Origin of the sequence: Sphingomonas yabuuchiae, assembly GCF_014199595.1 — a bacterium.
GTDB classification, from domain to species: domain Bacteria; phylum Pseudomonadota; class Alphaproteobacteria; order Sphingomonadales; family Sphingomonadaceae; genus Sphingomonas; species Sphingomonas yabuuchiae.
In genome coordinates this window covers 622,416-637,889 of the sequence record NZ_JACHNX010000001.1, presented here as the reverse complement: position 1 = coordinate 637,889, position 15,474 = coordinate 622,416, and the positions used below count along the sequence as shown (strand labels likewise).

Genomic DNA, 15,474 nt, shown 5'->3' with positions numbered 1-15,474 from the left:
TTATATGAAGGCCCCGACCATTTTGATCGTCGACGACCAGCCGCTTCTGTTGATGCACGTGCAGTTCGCGTTCGAAGATGCGGGTTATGTGGTGATCCAGGCGGACAGCGCGGATGAGGCGCTGGTCGCGCTGGATCGTCACCCGGAAATTTGCGCGATGTTCACCGACGTCGCGATGCCCGGTTCGATCGACGGCGCCGCACTGGCGGCCAAGGCCCACAAGTCGCATCCCCATGTGTCGATCATCGTCACGTCGGGCGAACAGCGCCATGTCGCGGCTGACCTACCCGCCGGGGTCCAGTTCGTACCCAAGCCCTATACCGGGCACGACATCATCCGCATGATCGGAGAATGCGTCAGCTAAGGGCTGGCCTATCCACCCTGCCCCGGATCACGCCGCCTCGGCCAGATACGCCATCGGGCGACCGATCAGATAGCCCTGCACCTGATCGCATCCCAGATCGCACAGCGTCCGGTATTGCGCCTCGGTCTCCAGCCCCTCCGCCACGATGGGGATGTTCAGGCTGCGCCCCAGCCCGATCGAGGCGCGAACGATCGACAGGGCCGGGCCGTCTTGGTCCATCGCCTGGATGAAGCTGCGGTCGATCTTGATCTTGTCGAACGGAAATTGCTGAAGGCTGCTGAGCGAAGCGTAGCCGGTGCCGAAATCGTCCATCACGATTCCGACGCCCGCTGCGCGTAGAGTCGCCAGATTGGCGGTGGTGGCCTCGCGATTGTCGATCAACACGCCTTCGGTCACTTCCACCTCGATCCGGCAAGGGTCGATGCCCTGGGAAGCGGTGGCGGCCAGCATCCGCTGGGCGAGGTTCGGTTCGCGAAGCTGTACCGGCGACAGGTTGATCGCCAGCATCCATTCGGCGGGCCAGGCCCGCGCCGTGGCCAGCGCATCGACAAACAGACGCTGCCCGATCTCGCCGATCAGGCCGCTTTCCTCCGCCAGACCGATGAACACATCCGGGCTGACCGGCCCCAACACCGGATGATCCCAACGCGCCAGCGCTTCCTGCCCGATGATCCGGCGCGACGCACAGTCGGCGATCGGCTGATAGACCAGATGAAGTTCGCCGCGCGTGACGGCCTCGTGCAGTTCATGCGCCAGCCAGTGGCGCTGCCGCCGCTCCTCATCCATCGCCATGTCGTAACGGCGGGCGCAGTGACGACCATCGGCCTTGGCCCGATATAGCGCGATGTCGGCGCAGGCCTGAAGCTCGTCGGCCTCCAGCCCGTGGCGGGGCGACAGCGCGACGCCGATGCTCATCCGCACCGTCGGGCTCGCGAGATCTTCGGCAATGACGGCATAGATGCGGCGCACCAGTGCCTCGGCATCCTCTTCTTCGGTGGTCAGATGATGGATGATCGCGAACTCGTCGCCACCGATGCGCGCGACCGTGTCGTCGCGGCCCACCGACGCCGCCAACAGGTCGCTGGCGCGCTTGAGCAGGATGTCGCCGGCCGCATGGCCAAGCGTGTCGTTGACCCCCTTGAACCCATCGAGATCGATCGCCAGCAACGCGATCCTGCGGCCCGCCTGCAGTGCGGCATCCAGCCGGTCGGCAAAAACGACGCGGTTGGCCAGCCCGGTTAGGGAATCGTGATGCGCCAGATACTCGACCTGACGCTGGATACGTTCGCGTTCCTCGACGGCGCGGGCCAGCATGTCCATGCCCCGCGCCAGCTCGCCCAGCTCATCGCGGCGATGCAGCCATAGCGGCACCAGCGGCTTTCCGGTGCTCATCGCGCGCATCCCGGCAACGATGTCCATCAGCGGCCGCATCACCCGGATGCGAAGCCAGAGGATCAGCCCGCTGACCAGGATGACGAGGAGCAGTCCGGCCAGCATCATCCGGGCGAGCACCCGCCGCGCCAGTGCCTCCACCTCACGGGTTTGCCAGGTCAGGCGGCGGCTAAGCTTTCCGTGCACCATCTCGCGATGATGCTCCATGTCGTGCAGCCGGGCGATGAACAGCGGCATGGTGCGCTTCAGCAAAGCCGGGTCGGCCGCAGCCTCGGCGATCACGCGCCGCGCGCTGTGCAGGAAACGTCGTTCCGCCGACACCGCCGCAAGCTGGGCCGAGCGGATCGGGGGCGACATCCGGTCGTTGCGGACCACCGGCTCCGCCAGCCATGTCCGCGCCGTCGCATCCAGCCCCTGCCAGCGCTCGGCAGCTACGCTTTGTCCCCTTTCCGACCGGCGCGTCAGGTCGCCGACCTGGATTCGGAAGTCGCGAAGTCGCGCGTCAATCTTGTCATGCTGGTCCAGCAGGGACGCGATCTCATGGGTCGACCGGACCATCCTAAGCAACTGGTTGTTCAGCAGAAGCCCGCATCCACCCAGCGCCAGGCTGACGCCCAGCACGACCGTCAGCATCGTCGCGAAACGGAATTCCAGGGATTGGATGCGACGACGAAGCCAGATCATGGTCAGTCGCGTATACAGTTTTCTCTTAAAATAGGTGAAGCAATCACGGCGAGCCTGCCCAATTCTGGTTCAGTCCTGCGCAAAGACCAAAGTATTGATGGGTCGGTCCCGTTCGTTGACGGTCAAGACCCGGCCGTTTATAGGCAAGGATCGTTGCGGACAGGCGGGGCGCGAACACTGGCGGCATCCCGGGCCGATCGGCGTCGCCGCCTCGGTCAGCGGGTGGCCGCGCGCCGCCGCGACCTGCCCCGCCAGCCCGGCCTCTACGCCCAGGACGATGGCGAACCGTGCCCGCACCCCGGATGCGTCGCGCCCGGCCCGCTCCTGCGCGCGGGCGATCGTCGCAAAGCGGCTGCCGTCCGGCATTTCGACCAGTTGGAATATCGTCTCCCCCATCCGCTCGAACGCGGCAAAGACCTGCCAGAGCGGGCATCGCCCATCCGCCTCGACCAGCACCGCATTCGCCGACCCGGCATAGCGTTTGGACACCTGCCCCGCCCGGTCGATCCGCATCAGGAAAAAGGGCAGCCCGCGCGCGCCGACCCGCCCCAGCGTCGTCAGCCGATGGGCCAGTTGCTCGTGCGACACGCCGAAGCGCCGTGCCAGGATCTCCAGATCATAGCCGGTCGCCTCGCACGCCCGCAGGAACCGGGCATAGGGCATGACCAGCGCGGCCGCGAAATAGCGGTGCAGATACCGCCGGAACAGCCGCTCGGCGAGCCGATCGCCAAAGGCCGCGCCGCGCGCCAGCGCCTCGATCTCCGCGCGCGCCTCCAGCTGGGCGAGTTGCGTCGCCAGGGCAAAGACCCGCGCCGGACCGTCCAGCATCTCGGACAATTGCAATTGGCGCGCATGGAGGTCCAGCCGGGTCAGCAGCTCGGGCAATATATCGATCGGCAGGATACGGATGGTCAGCGCGTGGCGGACGCGCAGCCGTTCGGCCAGCGTGGCATAAAGATCGCCTGCCCCCATGCGCAGTTCGTCGGCCAGCCCCTCGGCGGCGGCGTCCAGATCGGGGAAATGGTTGCGCCACCGCTCGATCTCGCGCCGGACACTCACGGTCGGGTCGGGGATTGCCGGAGCCTCCGTTCCTCCACCGCCAGCCCCGGCGAGCCGGTCGAACGCGCGCGCAAATGCCTCCGCCCCGCCGGGCGCAGCCGCCAGCCATTCTTCCAGTTCGGCGCGGTCGATCTCCAGATCGGCGAATAGCGGATCGGCCAGCCGCCGCCGCATCGCCGCCGCGCCGCCGCCCGGCGCATCGCTGGTCAGCGCGCGCGGATCGAAATCGAACGTCTCGACCAGCCGGACCAGCAACGCGGCCGAGACGGGCCGCTGATTACGCTCGACCAGGTTCAGATAGCTGGGCGAGATATCCAGCATCTCCGCCATCGCCGCCTGCGACAGGCCGTTCTGCCGCCGCAGCCGCCGCACGGCATGGCCCGCAATGACCTTGGCTCCGCTCATCGCTGCTCTCCTTGCACACCAAGCTGCGCCGCGTTCGGGAGACTGTCAATTCTTTACAAGGCAACATTGCACGATGGCAGGATCGGCGACGGCACGACGCGGTGGGACGCGCACTACCCCTTCTGGAACGATGATCCTCGCGGCAATCTCTCGGTCAAGAACAGTCAAATTGTAAAGGACGATGCAATGCCGAACTTCCAGGATCTGATACCCGCCCCCGCCGGGCGGTTCGACGGCATCGCCCGTCCCTACGCCCCCGCCGATGTCGCGCGGCTGCGCGGATCGATCACGGTCGAGCATACGCTGGCCCGGCGTGGCGCGCTGAAGCTGTGGGAGTTGCTCCATTCGGAGGATTATGTCCCAGCACTGGGCGCCCTGTCGGGCAATCAGGCGATGCAGATGGTTCGCGCCGGACTGAAGGCCATCTATCTTTCGGGCTGGCAAGTCGCGGCAGACGCCAACACCGCCGGACAAATGTATCCCGACCAGTCGCTCTACCCCGCCAATGCCGGGCCGGAGCTGGCGCGGAAGATCAACGCGACGCTGGCCCGCGCCGACCAGATCGAACATGCCGAGGGCGGCGCGACGCGCGACTGGTTCGCGCCCATCGTCGCCGATGCCGAGGCCGGGTTCGGCGGGCCGCTCAACTGCCACGAGATCATGAAGGCCTATATCGCGGCAGGGGCGGCGGGCGTGCATTTCGAGGACCAACTGGCCTCGGAGAAGAAGTGCGGGCATCTGGGCGGCAAGGTGCTGATCCCCACGCAGGCGCATATCCGCAACCTGGATGCCGCGCGGCTGGCGGCGGACGTGGCGGGCGTACCGACCGTCATCTGCGCGCGCACCGACGCCGAGAGCGCCCGGCTCATCACCTCGGATGTGGACGAGCGCGACCATGAATTCCTGACCGGCGAGCGGACGGCGGAGGGGTTTTTCCGCCTGAAGCCGGGCACCGGTGTCGACCATTGCATCCAGCGCGGCCTGGCCTTCGCGCCGCATGCCGATCTGTTGTGGTGGGAGACGTCCAAGCCCAATCTGGCGGACGCGCGGCGGTTTGCCGAGGCGATCCGGCGCGAGCATCCGAACAAGATGCTGGCCTATAATTGCTCGCCCAGCTTCAACTGGGAGGCCAATCTCGACCGCGACGACATCGCGCGCTTCCAGCGCGAGATCGGGGCGATGGGGTACAAGTTCCAGTTCGTCACGCTCGCCGGGTTCCACCAGCTCAACTACGGCATGTTCGAGCTGGCGCGCGGATATCGGGATCGCGGCATGGCCGCCTATTCCGAGCTGCAACAGGCCGAGTTCACCGCCGAGGCCAACGGCTATACCGCCACCCGCCACCAGCGCGAGGTGGGGACCGGCTATTTCGACCTGATCGCGCAGATCGCGGCGGGCGGCGACAGTTCGACCACCGCGCTCGCCGAATCCACCGAGGCCGCCCAGTTCGTCCAGGCCGCCTGACACCCATAACGAAGGAGAATATGCCATGCCGACCGAACCGCAACGCAGCCGCGCCGTCTTCTCCACCGAGGATTTCGCGCTGATGAAGGAAGCCATCGCCGAACACGTCAAGCGCGTCGCCGACGACCCCCGCTCGATCAAGTTCGCGCATCTGTACCACCGGCTGGGGCGGATCGCGTCCTGAGGTAATCCCTTGGCCTTCGACTTCGCTCAGGCTGAACGGCGGGCGGAACCAGCTCCTCACCCCCGTTCGCACTGAGCGAAGTCGAAGTGCATGCCCGAACCTGCGCCGGGATTCCCATGGCCTTCGACTTCGCTCAGGCTGAACGGAGGTTGGGGATAGGCCCCCCCAAAAACGCCCTTCGTTAACCCCACGGAACAACCGCCCCCATCGCACGCTGTACCGGCCATGCCCGACACCGGCCTGACCGCCCGCATTCGCGAGAATATCGTCCTGTACGGCGCGCTGGCGGCCAATCTGGCGATCGGCGTCGCCAAGTTCGTCGCCGCCGGGATCACCGGCTCCTCCTCGATGCTGACCGAAGGCGTGCATTCGGTGGTCGACAGCGGCAACCAGATCCTGCTGCTCTACGGCCAGAAACGCGCCAAACGCGGCCCCGATGCGATCCACCCCTTCGGCTATGGGCGAGAACTGTATTTCTGGGCGTTCGTCGTCGCGATCCTGATCTTCGCGCTGGGCTCCGGCATCTCGATCTATGAGGGCTGGCTGCACATCAAGTCGCCCGAGCCGCTGCGTGATCCCACCGTCAACTATATCGTCCTCGCCATCGCCTTCGCACTGGAGGGGGCGAGCTGGGCCATCGCCGTGCGCGAATTTTCCCGCACCAAGGGCAATAGCGGCTGGTGGCGCGCCATCCATGATTCCAAGGACCCGCCGGGCTTCATCGTCCTGTTCGAGGATTCGGCGGCGCTCGCGGGCCTCGTCATCGCGGCGCTCGGCGTCTGGCTGTCGCACGAGACGGGCGATGCCCGGATCGACGGGATCGCCTCAATCCTGATCGGACTGGTGCTGGGGCTGGTCGCGATCCTGCTCGCGCGCGAATCCAAGGGGTTGCTGATCGGCGAGCGTGCCGACCCGGAGGTGGTCGAGACGATCCGCGGCATCGTCGCCGCGCGTCCCTGGATCACCCATGTCAATCATGTCCGCACGATCCACACCGCGCCCGACAGCATCTTCGCCGCGATCAGCGCCGATTTCGTCGACAGCCTGCCCATGGGTGCGGCGGAGACGATGATCGAGGGGCTGGAGGACGATCTGCGGCGTGCCGTGCCCAGCCTGTCGTCCATCTATATCCGGCCCGAAAAATACGAGAATGCGGCTGCGGCGATCCCGCAACCTAGGTTATGAGGGCGGTCATGACGATGTTCCTGCGACTCGCAATGGCCCTGGCCCTGACGTTCGGCTGTGCGTTGCCCGCGCAGGCGGCGGTCACCATCACCTTCTGGAGCCATGAACTGGGCAACAGCTTCCCCCATGCCTTTTTCTCGCTGCGGGGCACGGTGGATGCGACGGGCCAGCCGGTCGACGCCAATTACGGCTTCACCGCCCGGTCGGTGTCACCCGCCATCCTGATGGGCACGGTCAAGGGACGGCTGGACATCTCCAAGCCCTTCTACATCTCGACCAGCGACGCGCAGTTTTCCTATGTCATGACCGATGCCCAATATGGCGACATATTGGCGCTGGTCGCGGCCTGGGACGAGAAGACGGGCGACTCGCATTACAATCTGAACGACCGCAACTGCGTGCATTTCGTGCAGGAAGCGGCGCGGCGGCTGGGCCTGGTCGGTCTCGACCATCCCGAACTGATGAAGAAGCCGCGCTCCTATCTGAAGGCCGTGGCACAGGCCAATGCCGGCCGGGTCACGCCGATCGGCCAGCATGGCAAGGAGTATCTCGCCTCGCTCCCGCCGCTGCCCACCGCGCCGGTCACGCCGTCTCCCGCCCCGGTTCAGGGTGCCAGCGGCTCCAGTTCGAGTATGTCGACGACCGATTCATAAGCCGGATAGGGAAAGGCGATCCGCCAGTGGGTCGCATCGACCCGCTCCACTACGCCCGCCATGTCGCGCGCCCGGTCGCGGCCATAGGCATAGGACCGCTCCTCATCGCCCAGGATCATCGTGCCCAGAAAGATGCTGCGCGCATCGGTATCGGGATAAAGACGCCCGGTCAGCCGCTGTGACCCGTCGATCTTGGTCAGCTGCTGGCCACCGCCCGCCACGCGGCAACGGAAATAGGGATAGGCGACATAGGTCAGCGTCGCACGCCCCTGAGACCCCAGCTTGATCGTGCGACAGCGATAATTGCCATCGGGGAGTTTGGGGTCGGCGATCGAATAGTCGGGATCGGCCAGTTGCCCCAGCGCGGCGATCTCGGCCGTCGCCCCGCCCGCCCGCGCCTGTGCCAGCCCCTTGACCCAGGCGCTGCGCCAGCCGCGCAGGCGGATACGGTCATCCTCGGTCGCCGCCAGCCGCCAGTCATTGGCCTCTTCGACCCGCTGCGCCTGTGCGGCCGCCACGCCGCCCGCCGCCAGTGCCGTGCCGAGCAGGACCAGCGGCCACCTCACTGCGCGGTCCAGCCGCCATCGACCGACAGGTTGGCGCCGGTGATCGACTTCGCTTCGTCGCGGCAGAGGAACAGCGCCAGGGCCGCGACCTGTTCGATGGTGACGAATTCCTTGGTCGGCTGCGCCTTCAGCAGCACATCCTCGATCACCTGCTCGCGGCTGAGGCCCCGCGCCTTCATCGTGTCGGGAATCTGGTTCTCCACCAGGGGTGTCCAGACATAGCCGGGCGAGATGCAGTTAGCGGTGATGCCGTCGGTCGCGACCTCCAGCGCCACGGTCTTGGTGATACCGACCACGCCATGCTTGGCCGCGACATAGGCCGACTTGTTGGGGCTGGCGACCAGGCTGTGGGCCGAGGCGGTGGTGATGATCCGCCCCCAGCCCTTTTGCCGCATATGCGGGATCGCGGCGCGCATCATGTGCCAGGCCGAGGACAGGTTGATCGCGATGATCGCATCCCATTTCTCGACCGGAAACTCGGTGATCGGCGCAACATGCTGGATACCGGCATTGTTGATGACGATGTCGACCGAACCGGTTTCCTTCGCGGCGCGCTCGATCATCGCCTCGATCTGGTCGGGTCGGGTCATGTCGGCCGGGTCGTAAAGCGCCGCCGCACCGCTGGCCTGTTCCAGCGCGGCGCGGTTCGCCTCGATCGCGTCCGCCTCGCCAAAGCCGTTCAGCACGACCGCCGCGCCCTCCGCCGCCAGCGCCTTCGCATAGGCCAGGCCGATGCCCGAGGTGGAACCCGAGATCACCGCCGTCTTGCCCTTCAGGAACATGCCATTCTCCCGTGCTATGCACCGCACCATGCGATCAGATACCGACCCGTGCAACCGCCGGAAGGCTTTGCGGGTTCAACCATCCGGCGAAGACCCGCATAGGCGGGCACTATGACAAAGGGGTGAGACGATGCGGCTCGACGATTATGACAACAATATCGATGTCGGCGAGGCGCAGAGCGGTGGCGGCGGCTTTGGCGGCGGCGGCGGCGGATTGCTGTTCGGGCTGTTGCCGCTGATCGGCAGCCGCTTCGGCTGCGGCGGCATCGTCGTCGTGCTCATCATTCTGGCGGTGGTCGGCATGAACCCCCTCGGCATGCTGACCGGCGGCGGCGGCGGCGGCAATGCTCCCGTCACCCGGTCGGCGGACTCATCCTCGGGCCAGAGCGTCCGCCAGATCTGCGAGGCCTCGCCCGAACGCCGCGACACCTGCCGGGCTTTCAACAATGCCGACAACACCTGGGAAAAGATCTTTGCGGAGTCGGGGCAGCGTTTCCAGGCGCCGGGCCTGCGCTTCTTCAAGCCGGATGCGAACAGCGTCCAGTCGGGGTGCGGCGTCGCGCAATCGGCGGTCGGCCCCTTCTATTGCCCGACCGACCGCAAGATCTACCTCGACACCAATTTCTTCAACGAGCTCGCCAACCGCTTCGGCGCGAAGGGCGACTTTGCCCGTTATTATGTCGTCGCGCATGAGTTCGGCCATCACATCCAGACGCTGCTCGGCACGTCGGACAAGGTACGCCAGGCACAGCAGGCGGCGGGCCAGGCGGAGGGCAATGCCCTGTCGGTCCGGCTGGAATTGCAGGCGGACTGTTATGCAGGCGTCTGGGCCGCGAAGAACCGCGACCGGCTGGAACCCGGCGATGTCGAAGAAGGCATGACCGCCGCCCGCGCCATCGGCGACGACACGCTCCAGCGCGAAGCCACGGGCCGCGTCGTGCCCGACAGCTTTACGCATGGTAGTTCCGAGCAGCGGATGCGCTGGCTGCGCCGGGGTATCGAGACCGGCGATCCGGCCCAGTGCGATACGTTTTCGGGCGCGATCTGAGGGGTTTCGCGACTAACTCCGCTGCTTACGCTCCCCCTCCCGCAAGCGGGAGGGGGCCGGGGGGAGGGTAGGCCCCAAGCGACGCCGCTCGACGTACCGCCCTCCCCCAGCCCAGTTTCAGGTAAACGATGCCCCGCATCGTTTCGGTCATGCCGGGGGCATGACCGACCTGAAACTCGCCTGCGGGAGGGGAGTAGAAGAGGGAAGGCCTCCCCTTACAGCTTCACCAGCATCTTGCCCTTGTTACCGCCGGTGAACAGCGCAAGAAACGCCTCGGGCGTTTTCTCCAGCCCCTCGAACACCGTCTCTTCACGCTGCAAACCGCCATCCTTCAGGATCGCAGCCATATCGCGATAAAAGGCCGCGTGGTCCTTGAAGTCGCCGAAGATAAAGCCCTGAATCCGCACACGGTTGCCGATCATCCGCGCGAGATATTTCAGGCTCGTCGGCTTGGCGTCGTTATAGACGTCGATCATGCCGCATATCGCAAAGCGCGCATTCTGCCTGGCATGGGCCAGCGCAGCGTCCAAGTGATCGCCACCGACATTGTCGAAATAGACGTCGATGCCGTCGGGCGCCGCTTCGCCAAGCGCCTCGACCACCGACTGGCCCGACTTATAGTCGATCACCGCATCCGCCCCCAGCGAGCGGACCCAGTCGCACTTCTCCGCGCCACCGGCCGATCCGATGACCGTCATGCCCTTGGCCTTGGCGATCTGAACCACCGTCGAGCCCACCGCCCCGGCCGCCGCCGAGACGAACACCGTCTCGCCCGGCTTGGCCTCGGCCACCTGGAGCAGGCCGTAATAAGCGGTCATGCCCGGCATGCCGAACTGCCCCAGAAAGGCCTGCGGATCGACGCCCAGATCGGGGAGCGGCTGGACATGCGCGGCGGGCAACACCGCCTCGTCGCGCCAGCCCGCCATGTGGCTGACCAGCGTGCCGACCGCGATTCCATCCGCACGGCTCTCGACCACCTCGCCGATCGCGCCGCCCTGCATCGGCTCGCCGAGCTGGAAGGGCGGGACATAGCTCTTCGTGTCGTTCATCCGGCCCCGCATATAGGGGTCAACCGACAGCCAGCGATTGGCGACCCGCACCTCGCCCTCGTTCAGGGCGGGCAGTTCGCGCTCGACCAGCGCGAAATCCTCCGTCACGGGGGTGCCCTTGGGGCGGGCCGCCAGGGTCCAAGCCTTCATCATCATATCCTTTTCATCGATGTTTGCGGACATGGGAAAGGGCCCGGGTGATGTCCACCCGAGCCCTTCAAGAAAAGTCACCATTCAGTGACGTTTTTTTATCAATAACCCCGGCTGGTGTCCGAGGTGCTGCCCGACGTGGTGCCGATGCCGGTGGTCGTGCCGGTGCCGGTGGTGCTGGTCCCCGTGCCGGTCGTGGTGCCGGTGGTCGAGGTCGCACCCGTCGTGCTGCTGCTATTCTGTGCCGAGCTGGTCGTACCGGTCGCACTCTGGCCGTAACCGCTCGATTGGCCGCCCGTGCCGGTCTGACCATAGCGATTGGCCTGACCGTAGCGGTCATTCTCGTTGGTGCGATCGCCGAACATGGCGCGCGCATTTTCCTCATCCCGCCACTGGGCCTTGGCCTCTTCGGCGGTCTTGGTCAGCGTGACCTTGTCCTCGACGGACTTCAGCCAACGCGACGGGATCGAGTGGTGCTGGCCACCCGCATCCTTGTCGTTCTTGGTCAGCAGGATGCGGTCGCCGCGCACCTTGTCGACGGTGCCGACATGGCTGCCGTCCGAGCCGACGACTTCCTGATGCTCCTTCACCTTGGGCAGAAGGCCGCGCTGGCCTTCGCGCTCGGTGCGCCAGCTCGAAAACTCGTTCTGGAACTTGGTGCGGTTCTCGCTGCGATATTCGTCATAGTCGCGGTCGAGCGCGGCAATCTGGCCCGAGCGCCAGTGGTTATAGTCATGGTCCTGCTGGGCGTAATAACGCTCGTCGAAGCGCGCATCGGCTTCACGGCGACGCTCGGCATCCTCGTCCCCGAACCACGAGCGGACCTCGTCCCCGGCGCGCGCGAAGAAGCCACGATCCTCGTAATCATAGCCCTGCGGCTGGTGACCATAGTCGCGGCCGGACTGCTGCTGACGGCCATAGTCCGAACGGTTATAGTCCGAACGACCATAGTCGCTGCGGCCCTGACGGTCGTCGCGGCCGTAACCGTCGCCGGTATAGCCATAGCCGCGCGACGAATCGCCGTAGCTCGACGGGCCGCGAAAGCCTTCACGACCCGAGTCGCGATCATAGCGGTTCTCGCCGCCACGATAGGCGCCATAATTGCCCGAGCGGCCTTCGCCGTAACGGCCTTCATTCTGGCGGCCACCAAAGTCCTGGCGCCCGAAATCCTGGCGAGACGTGCCATAGTTGTCGCGGTCATAGCCCTGACGGCCATAGCCCTGGTTGCCGTAATCGCGCGCGCCGTATCCACGGCGGCTGTCATTCCGGCTGTCGTTGCGGTCATCGTCGAACGCACCGGCGGCTTCATAGTCACGGGCGCTGGAATAGGTGTAGTCGCGCCCCGAGCCGTAGTCCCGGCCATAGTCGAAGTCGCGGTCGCCACGATTGGCGTCGCGGGAATAGCGGTCGTAAGCCATCCTAAACCCTCCTGAATTTCGATCCTGCGGGGGCCGACGCCGCTCGTCTGGCGGGCCGTGCCTTCCGCGTGTTTCAATGAGGCAGATCAAGACAGGTTCCGTTGGCGAGGTCCCAGCCGCGACGGATGGAGTGATGCGAAAGGCCGAAAGCAGGCCAAATTTTTTGGGTCTGGCCGTCAAAGCGGTGTTGCGTCGCCCCGGATCACGGGTTAATGGCGTCGCTCCCGACCATGGTCGGGTTATGGGGCGGGGCTGTAGCTCAGATGGGAGAGCGCTGCAATCGCACTGCAGAGGTCAGGGGTTCGATTCCCCTCAGCTCCACCACCCCGCCTTCCCTTCCATCGCTGATACCCGCCAACGCCTCTGATGCGTTGACCCCGCGATGACACCCGATCCCATTCCCGCCGCCACCCTGATCCTGATGCGCGAGGGGCCGGACGCCGACGCGCTTCCCGAAGTCCTGATGGTCGAGCGGGGCGCGGCATTGGCCTTTCTGGGCGGTGCGATGGTGTTTCCGGGCGGTCGGGTCGACCCGGGCGATCATGCGCTGGTCCCCGCCGACGCCCCCGACCGGGAGGAAACCGCCGCCCGCATTGCCGCGATCCGGGAGACGATCGAGGAAGTGGGCTTGGGCATAGGCCTGTCGCCCTCCCCCGACACGGAGACGCCGACCCGCTTGCGCGCAACCATGGCGGCGGGGCGATCCTTTGCCGACGCACTTGCCGATCATGGCCTGACGATCGACACACAGGCGCTGACGCCCTTTGCCCGCTGGTGCCCCGAACATGTGCCCGTCCGCCGCTTCGATGCCCGTTTCTATCTGGCGGCGATCGCGCGGGAGGCGTCGAATCCCATGATCGACGGTTCGGAAACGGTCGGGGCCGTGTGGATGACCGCCCGCGACGCGCTGGCGGCAGCGGACGACGGGGCGATCCGCATCATCCTTCCCACCCGCCGGACGCTGGAACGATTGGCGCTCTACCGCGATTTCGCTTCGGCCGCCGCCGACGCGCGGGCCTGGCCGATACGACGGATCATCCCTTTTCAGGCGGAGCGTGACGGCGTGGCTTGTATCTGCATCCCCGACGATCTGGGTTATCCGATCACGGCGGAACCCATCGCCAGCGCGAGACGCGGCTGATGCGGGCGCTCCGGCGATGGACGACCATACTGGTCGTGGTCGCCGGACTGGCGATACTCGCGCTGCTGCTCTGGGGCTGGGCGCGGCGTAACCCGCAGGATGTGCCCTGGGCACCGCTCGATCTGGGCCAGCCGGTCGGGATGTTCACCGGGCGCAAGCTGACCGCACTGACCCAGGACAGGGCGCAATGCCTTGGACTGCTCGACCGCGCAGGCATCCGCTACACCGCACTGCCCGCTTGGTCGGACGGCGCGCAATGCGGGTATGACGATGCGGTGCGCTTCACGGCGGGCGGGGCAAGGGCCATCGGCTATCGCCCTGCCGCACTGGGGGTGTCGTGCCCGGTCGCAGCCTCGCTCACGCTGTGGGAATGGGATGCGGTGCAGCCGGCCGCGCGCGATCTGCTAGGCAGCGAGGTCGTCGCGGTCGATCATCTGGGCAGCTATAATTGCCGCCGGATCAGCGGCCGCAGCACCAGCGACTGGAGCGAGCATGCCCGCGCCAATGCGGTCGACATAGCGGGCTTTCGCTTGAAGGACGGGCGGCGGATCAGCGTGCTGCGCGACTGGAAAGACCAAGGTGCAAAGGGCCAGTTCCTGCGCCGCGTCCGCGACCGCGCCTGCGATCTGTTCGCGACCACGCTATCGCCCGATTACAATGCCGCGCATGCCGACCATTTCCATCTGGACCAGGCCTATCGCGGGCCGATGGGCTGGCGCGCGTGCCGGTGAGGATAAATTCCTCACCGGCAAGGGCAGGAACAGGAGCGATGGCGGAGCCCCCCCCGGCCCGCCATCGCGCACCATCAATTGGCCAGCGACGTCCCGTTGGTGTCGACCTTTTCGACCCAGTGCGGGAAGAAGGCAGGCTGACGGCTCGACCAGCCCGCCGCGGTGGCCGCCGCTTCGCTGATCGACTGGAGAAGCTGCCGCCGCAATTCGGGGTGCAGATGCGGCAAGGCTGCCGCCGCGCAGAAAATCGAGGGCAGCCACGGCCGCACCTCGGCACCGATCAGCCGCTCATACAGGAACCGGAAGGCCGAAAAGCTGGTGAGCCGCCCCTGCCCCAGATCGAAGGCCGCAATCGTGACGAACGGTGCCATGAAGGGCTCCAGCGCCTCGAGGCCGCTATCGACCGGGATCAGGTGTCGGATTTCCGGCAGATTGCGGTACAGTCGGGCCTGGGCGCGGATGCTCGCCGCCTCGACGACGTCGCGCGACCAGCGGGTCATCGCGTCTTCACGGTCCAGCCCGATATCGAGCGACCGGCGGATATAACGCTGCGTCGCCGCCGCGAAGCCTGCAAATTCCTTCATTTCCGCCAAGGTCATCGCGCCTTCGGCCGGTCTGCTCCTCGATCCCATATCATCACCCCGCCCAATCGAAACTGACCCGATCATCATGCGCCCATTTGGTTAACGCAACGCTGAACGAGCCAGGACAGACGAACATGAAAAACGCCGCGCCGCAACATAGATTGCGACGAATGACCATCGCAGCAATCAATTTTCCGAATGCCGCCCATCTTCGACATATTCGGCAAGTTTGTTGCGATCGCGCAACGGCAGGCGAATTCCGTGTGAAAGAAGTGGGAGCGAGAGCCTTTTCTGGCCCTCGCCCCCCGTCATGCAATGCGGATCAGCGATCCTCTTCGCTATAGCCCGACGACTCGGCCGGGCCGTCGCGGCCGGGCTGGGTGATCGAGGGCGGATCGCTGGCATCCATCGATTCGTCCAGGCTTTCGTCGAGCTGGGCGTCGACATCCTGCGGATTCTTCTGCAGATCCTCGGTGATGGCGGGATCCTGCCCGGCATCCTGTGCGGGGGGACGCGGGCGGTTGCCCTGCTCGGCCTGCTCGCCGCCCGGCGCGACCGAGACGCTGTCCAGCGCGCGATCGTCGATGCTGTCGTTCATGTCACTTCCCCATCATA

General features: G+C 66.0%; 16 protein-coding genes and 1 tRNA gene. 9 read left to right on the top strand and 8 right to left on the bottom strand.

The window, feature by feature from the left end; genetic code table 11:
• Nucleotides 1-4 precede the first annotated feature (4 nt).
• Nucleotides 5-364 carry a response regulator gene (locus tag GGQ89_RS03155; RefSeq protein WP_076715184.1) on the top strand — a complete coding sequence of 120 codons (360 nt, stop codon included), beginning with the start codon at nucleotides 5-7 and terminating at the stop codon, nucleotides 362-364.
• 27 nt (nucleotides 365-391) lie between these two features.
• On the opposite strand, the gene GGQ89_RS03150 is transcribed toward GGQ89_RS03155, so the two are convergent.
• Entirely contained in the window at nucleotides 392-2,440 is a 2,049-nt protein-coding gene (locus tag GGQ89_RS03150; protein WP_184103955.1) for a putative bifunctional diguanylate cyclase/phosphodiesterase, read from the bottom strand.
• A 69-nt stretch (nucleotides 2,441-2,509) separates the two neighbouring features.
• Entirely contained in the window at nucleotides 2,510-3,904 is a 1,395-nt protein-coding gene (locus GGQ89_RS03145) for a helix-turn-helix domain-containing protein (protein WP_184103953.1), read from the bottom strand.
• A 186-nt stretch (nucleotides 3,905-4,090) separates the two neighbouring features.
• Here GGQ89_RS03145 and aceA point away from each other — a divergent pair, with 186 nt between their 5' ends.
• The 4 genes from aceA to GGQ89_RS03125 all read left to right on the top strand — a co-directional run bounded on the left by aceA (nucleotide 4,091) and on the right by GGQ89_RS03125 (nucleotide 7,390).
• Complete coding sequence (aceA, locus tag GGQ89_RS03140) at nucleotides 4,091-5,368, top strand: isocitrate lyase (RefSeq protein ID WP_184103952.1); 1,278 nt, start codon at nucleotides 4,091-4,093, stop codon at nucleotides 5,366-5,368.
• A gap of 25 nt (nucleotides 5,369-5,393) precedes the next feature.
• On the top strand, nucleotides 5,394-5,552 hold the full coding sequence (locus GGQ89_RS03135; RefSeq protein WP_167345467.1) for a hypothetical protein: 159 nt from the start codon (nucleotides 5,394-5,396) through the stop codon (nucleotides 5,550-5,552).
• Between the two features lie 225 nt (nucleotides 5,553-5,777).
• Nucleotides 5,778-6,737, top strand: coding sequence for a cation diffusion facilitator family transporter (locus GGQ89_RS03130; protein ID WP_184103950.1), 960 nt, complete (start codon nucleotides 5,778-5,780; stop codon nucleotides 6,735-6,737).
• An 8-nt stretch (nucleotides 6,738-6,745) separates the two neighbouring features.
• Nucleotides 6,746-7,390 carry a hypothetical protein gene (locus GGQ89_RS03125; protein ID WP_184103948.1) on the top strand — a complete coding sequence of 215 codons (645 nt, stop codon included), beginning with the start codon at nucleotides 6,746-6,748 and terminating at the stop codon, nucleotides 7,388-7,390.
• Here the strand turns inward: GGQ89_RS03125 and GGQ89_RS03120 are convergent.
• Nucleotides 7,342-7,956 (bottom strand): DUF4893 domain-containing protein, encoded by a 615-nt coding sequence (locus GGQ89_RS03120; RefSeq protein WP_184103946.1) that lies wholly within the window; start codon nucleotides 7,954-7,956, stop codon nucleotides 7,342-7,344. The genes GGQ89_RS03125 and GGQ89_RS03120 overlap by 49 nt on opposite strands.
• A complete protein-coding gene (locus GGQ89_RS03115; RefSeq protein WP_184103944.1) occupies nucleotides 7,953-8,738 on the bottom strand; it encodes a 3-hydroxybutyrate dehydrogenase in 786 nt (261 codons plus the stop codon). The genes GGQ89_RS03120 and GGQ89_RS03115 overlap by 4 nt, the downstream gene beginning before the upstream one ends.
• Nucleotides 8,739-8,868: 130 nt before the next feature.
• Between GGQ89_RS03115 and ypfJ the strand changes: the two genes are divergently transcribed.
• Nucleotides 8,869-9,786, top strand: coding sequence for a KPN_02809 family neutral zinc metallopeptidase (ypfJ, locus tag GGQ89_RS03110; RefSeq protein WP_184103942.1), 918 nt, complete (start codon nucleotides 8,869-8,871; stop codon nucleotides 9,784-9,786).
• A gap of 215 nt (nucleotides 9,787-10,001) precedes the next feature.
• Here ypfJ and GGQ89_RS03105 read toward each other — a convergent pair whose 3' ends face one another.
• Both GGQ89_RS03105 and GGQ89_RS03100 read right to left on the bottom strand, forming a co-directional pair.
• On the bottom strand, nucleotides 10,002-10,988 hold the full coding sequence (locus GGQ89_RS03105) for an NADP-dependent oxidoreductase (RefSeq protein ID WP_184104056.1): 987 nt from the start codon (nucleotides 10,986-10,988) through the stop codon (nucleotides 10,002-10,004).
• A gap of 98 nt (nucleotides 10,989-11,086) precedes the next feature.
• Nucleotides 11,087-12,403 (bottom strand): DUF2171 domain-containing protein, encoded by a 1,317-nt coding sequence (locus tag GGQ89_RS03100; protein WP_184103940.1) that lies wholly within the window; start codon nucleotides 12,401-12,403, stop codon nucleotides 11,087-11,089.
• Nucleotides 12,404-12,651: 248 nt separating this feature from the next.
• Here GGQ89_RS03100 and GGQ89_RS03095 point away from each other — a divergent pair.
• The 3 genes from GGQ89_RS03095 (at nucleotide 12,652) to GGQ89_RS03085 (ending at nucleotide 14,275) form a co-directional block, all read left to right on the top strand.
• Nucleotides 12,652-12,727, top strand: a tRNA-Ala gene (locus GGQ89_RS03095).
• A 58-nt stretch (nucleotides 12,728-12,785) separates the two neighbouring features.
• On the top strand, nucleotides 12,786-13,544 hold the full coding sequence (locus GGQ89_RS03090) for an NUDIX hydrolase (protein WP_184103938.1): 759 nt from the start codon (nucleotides 12,786-12,788) through the stop codon (nucleotides 13,542-13,544).
• Nucleotides 13,544-14,275, top strand: coding sequence for an extensin-like domain-containing protein (locus GGQ89_RS03085; RefSeq protein ID WP_184103935.1), 732 nt, complete (start codon nucleotides 13,544-13,546; stop codon nucleotides 14,273-14,275). The genes GGQ89_RS03090 and GGQ89_RS03085 overlap by 1 nt, the downstream gene beginning before the upstream one ends.
• A gap of 74 nt (nucleotides 14,276-14,349) precedes the next feature.
• Here the strand turns inward: GGQ89_RS03085 and GGQ89_RS03080 are convergent, their stop codons facing one another.
• Together GGQ89_RS03080 and GGQ89_RS03075 are read right to left on the bottom strand one after the other, a co-directional pair.
• Nucleotides 14,350-14,907, bottom strand: coding sequence for a hypothetical protein (locus GGQ89_RS03080; RefSeq protein ID WP_056430102.1), 558 nt, complete (start codon nucleotides 14,905-14,907; stop codon nucleotides 14,350-14,352).
• Between the two features lie 274 nt (nucleotides 14,908-15,181).
• On the bottom strand, nucleotides 15,182-15,457 hold the full coding sequence (locus GGQ89_RS03075; RefSeq protein WP_184103933.1) for a hypothetical protein: 276 nt from the start codon (nucleotides 15,455-15,457) through the stop codon (nucleotides 15,182-15,184).
• Nucleotides 15,458-15,474: the final 17 nt, after the last annotated feature.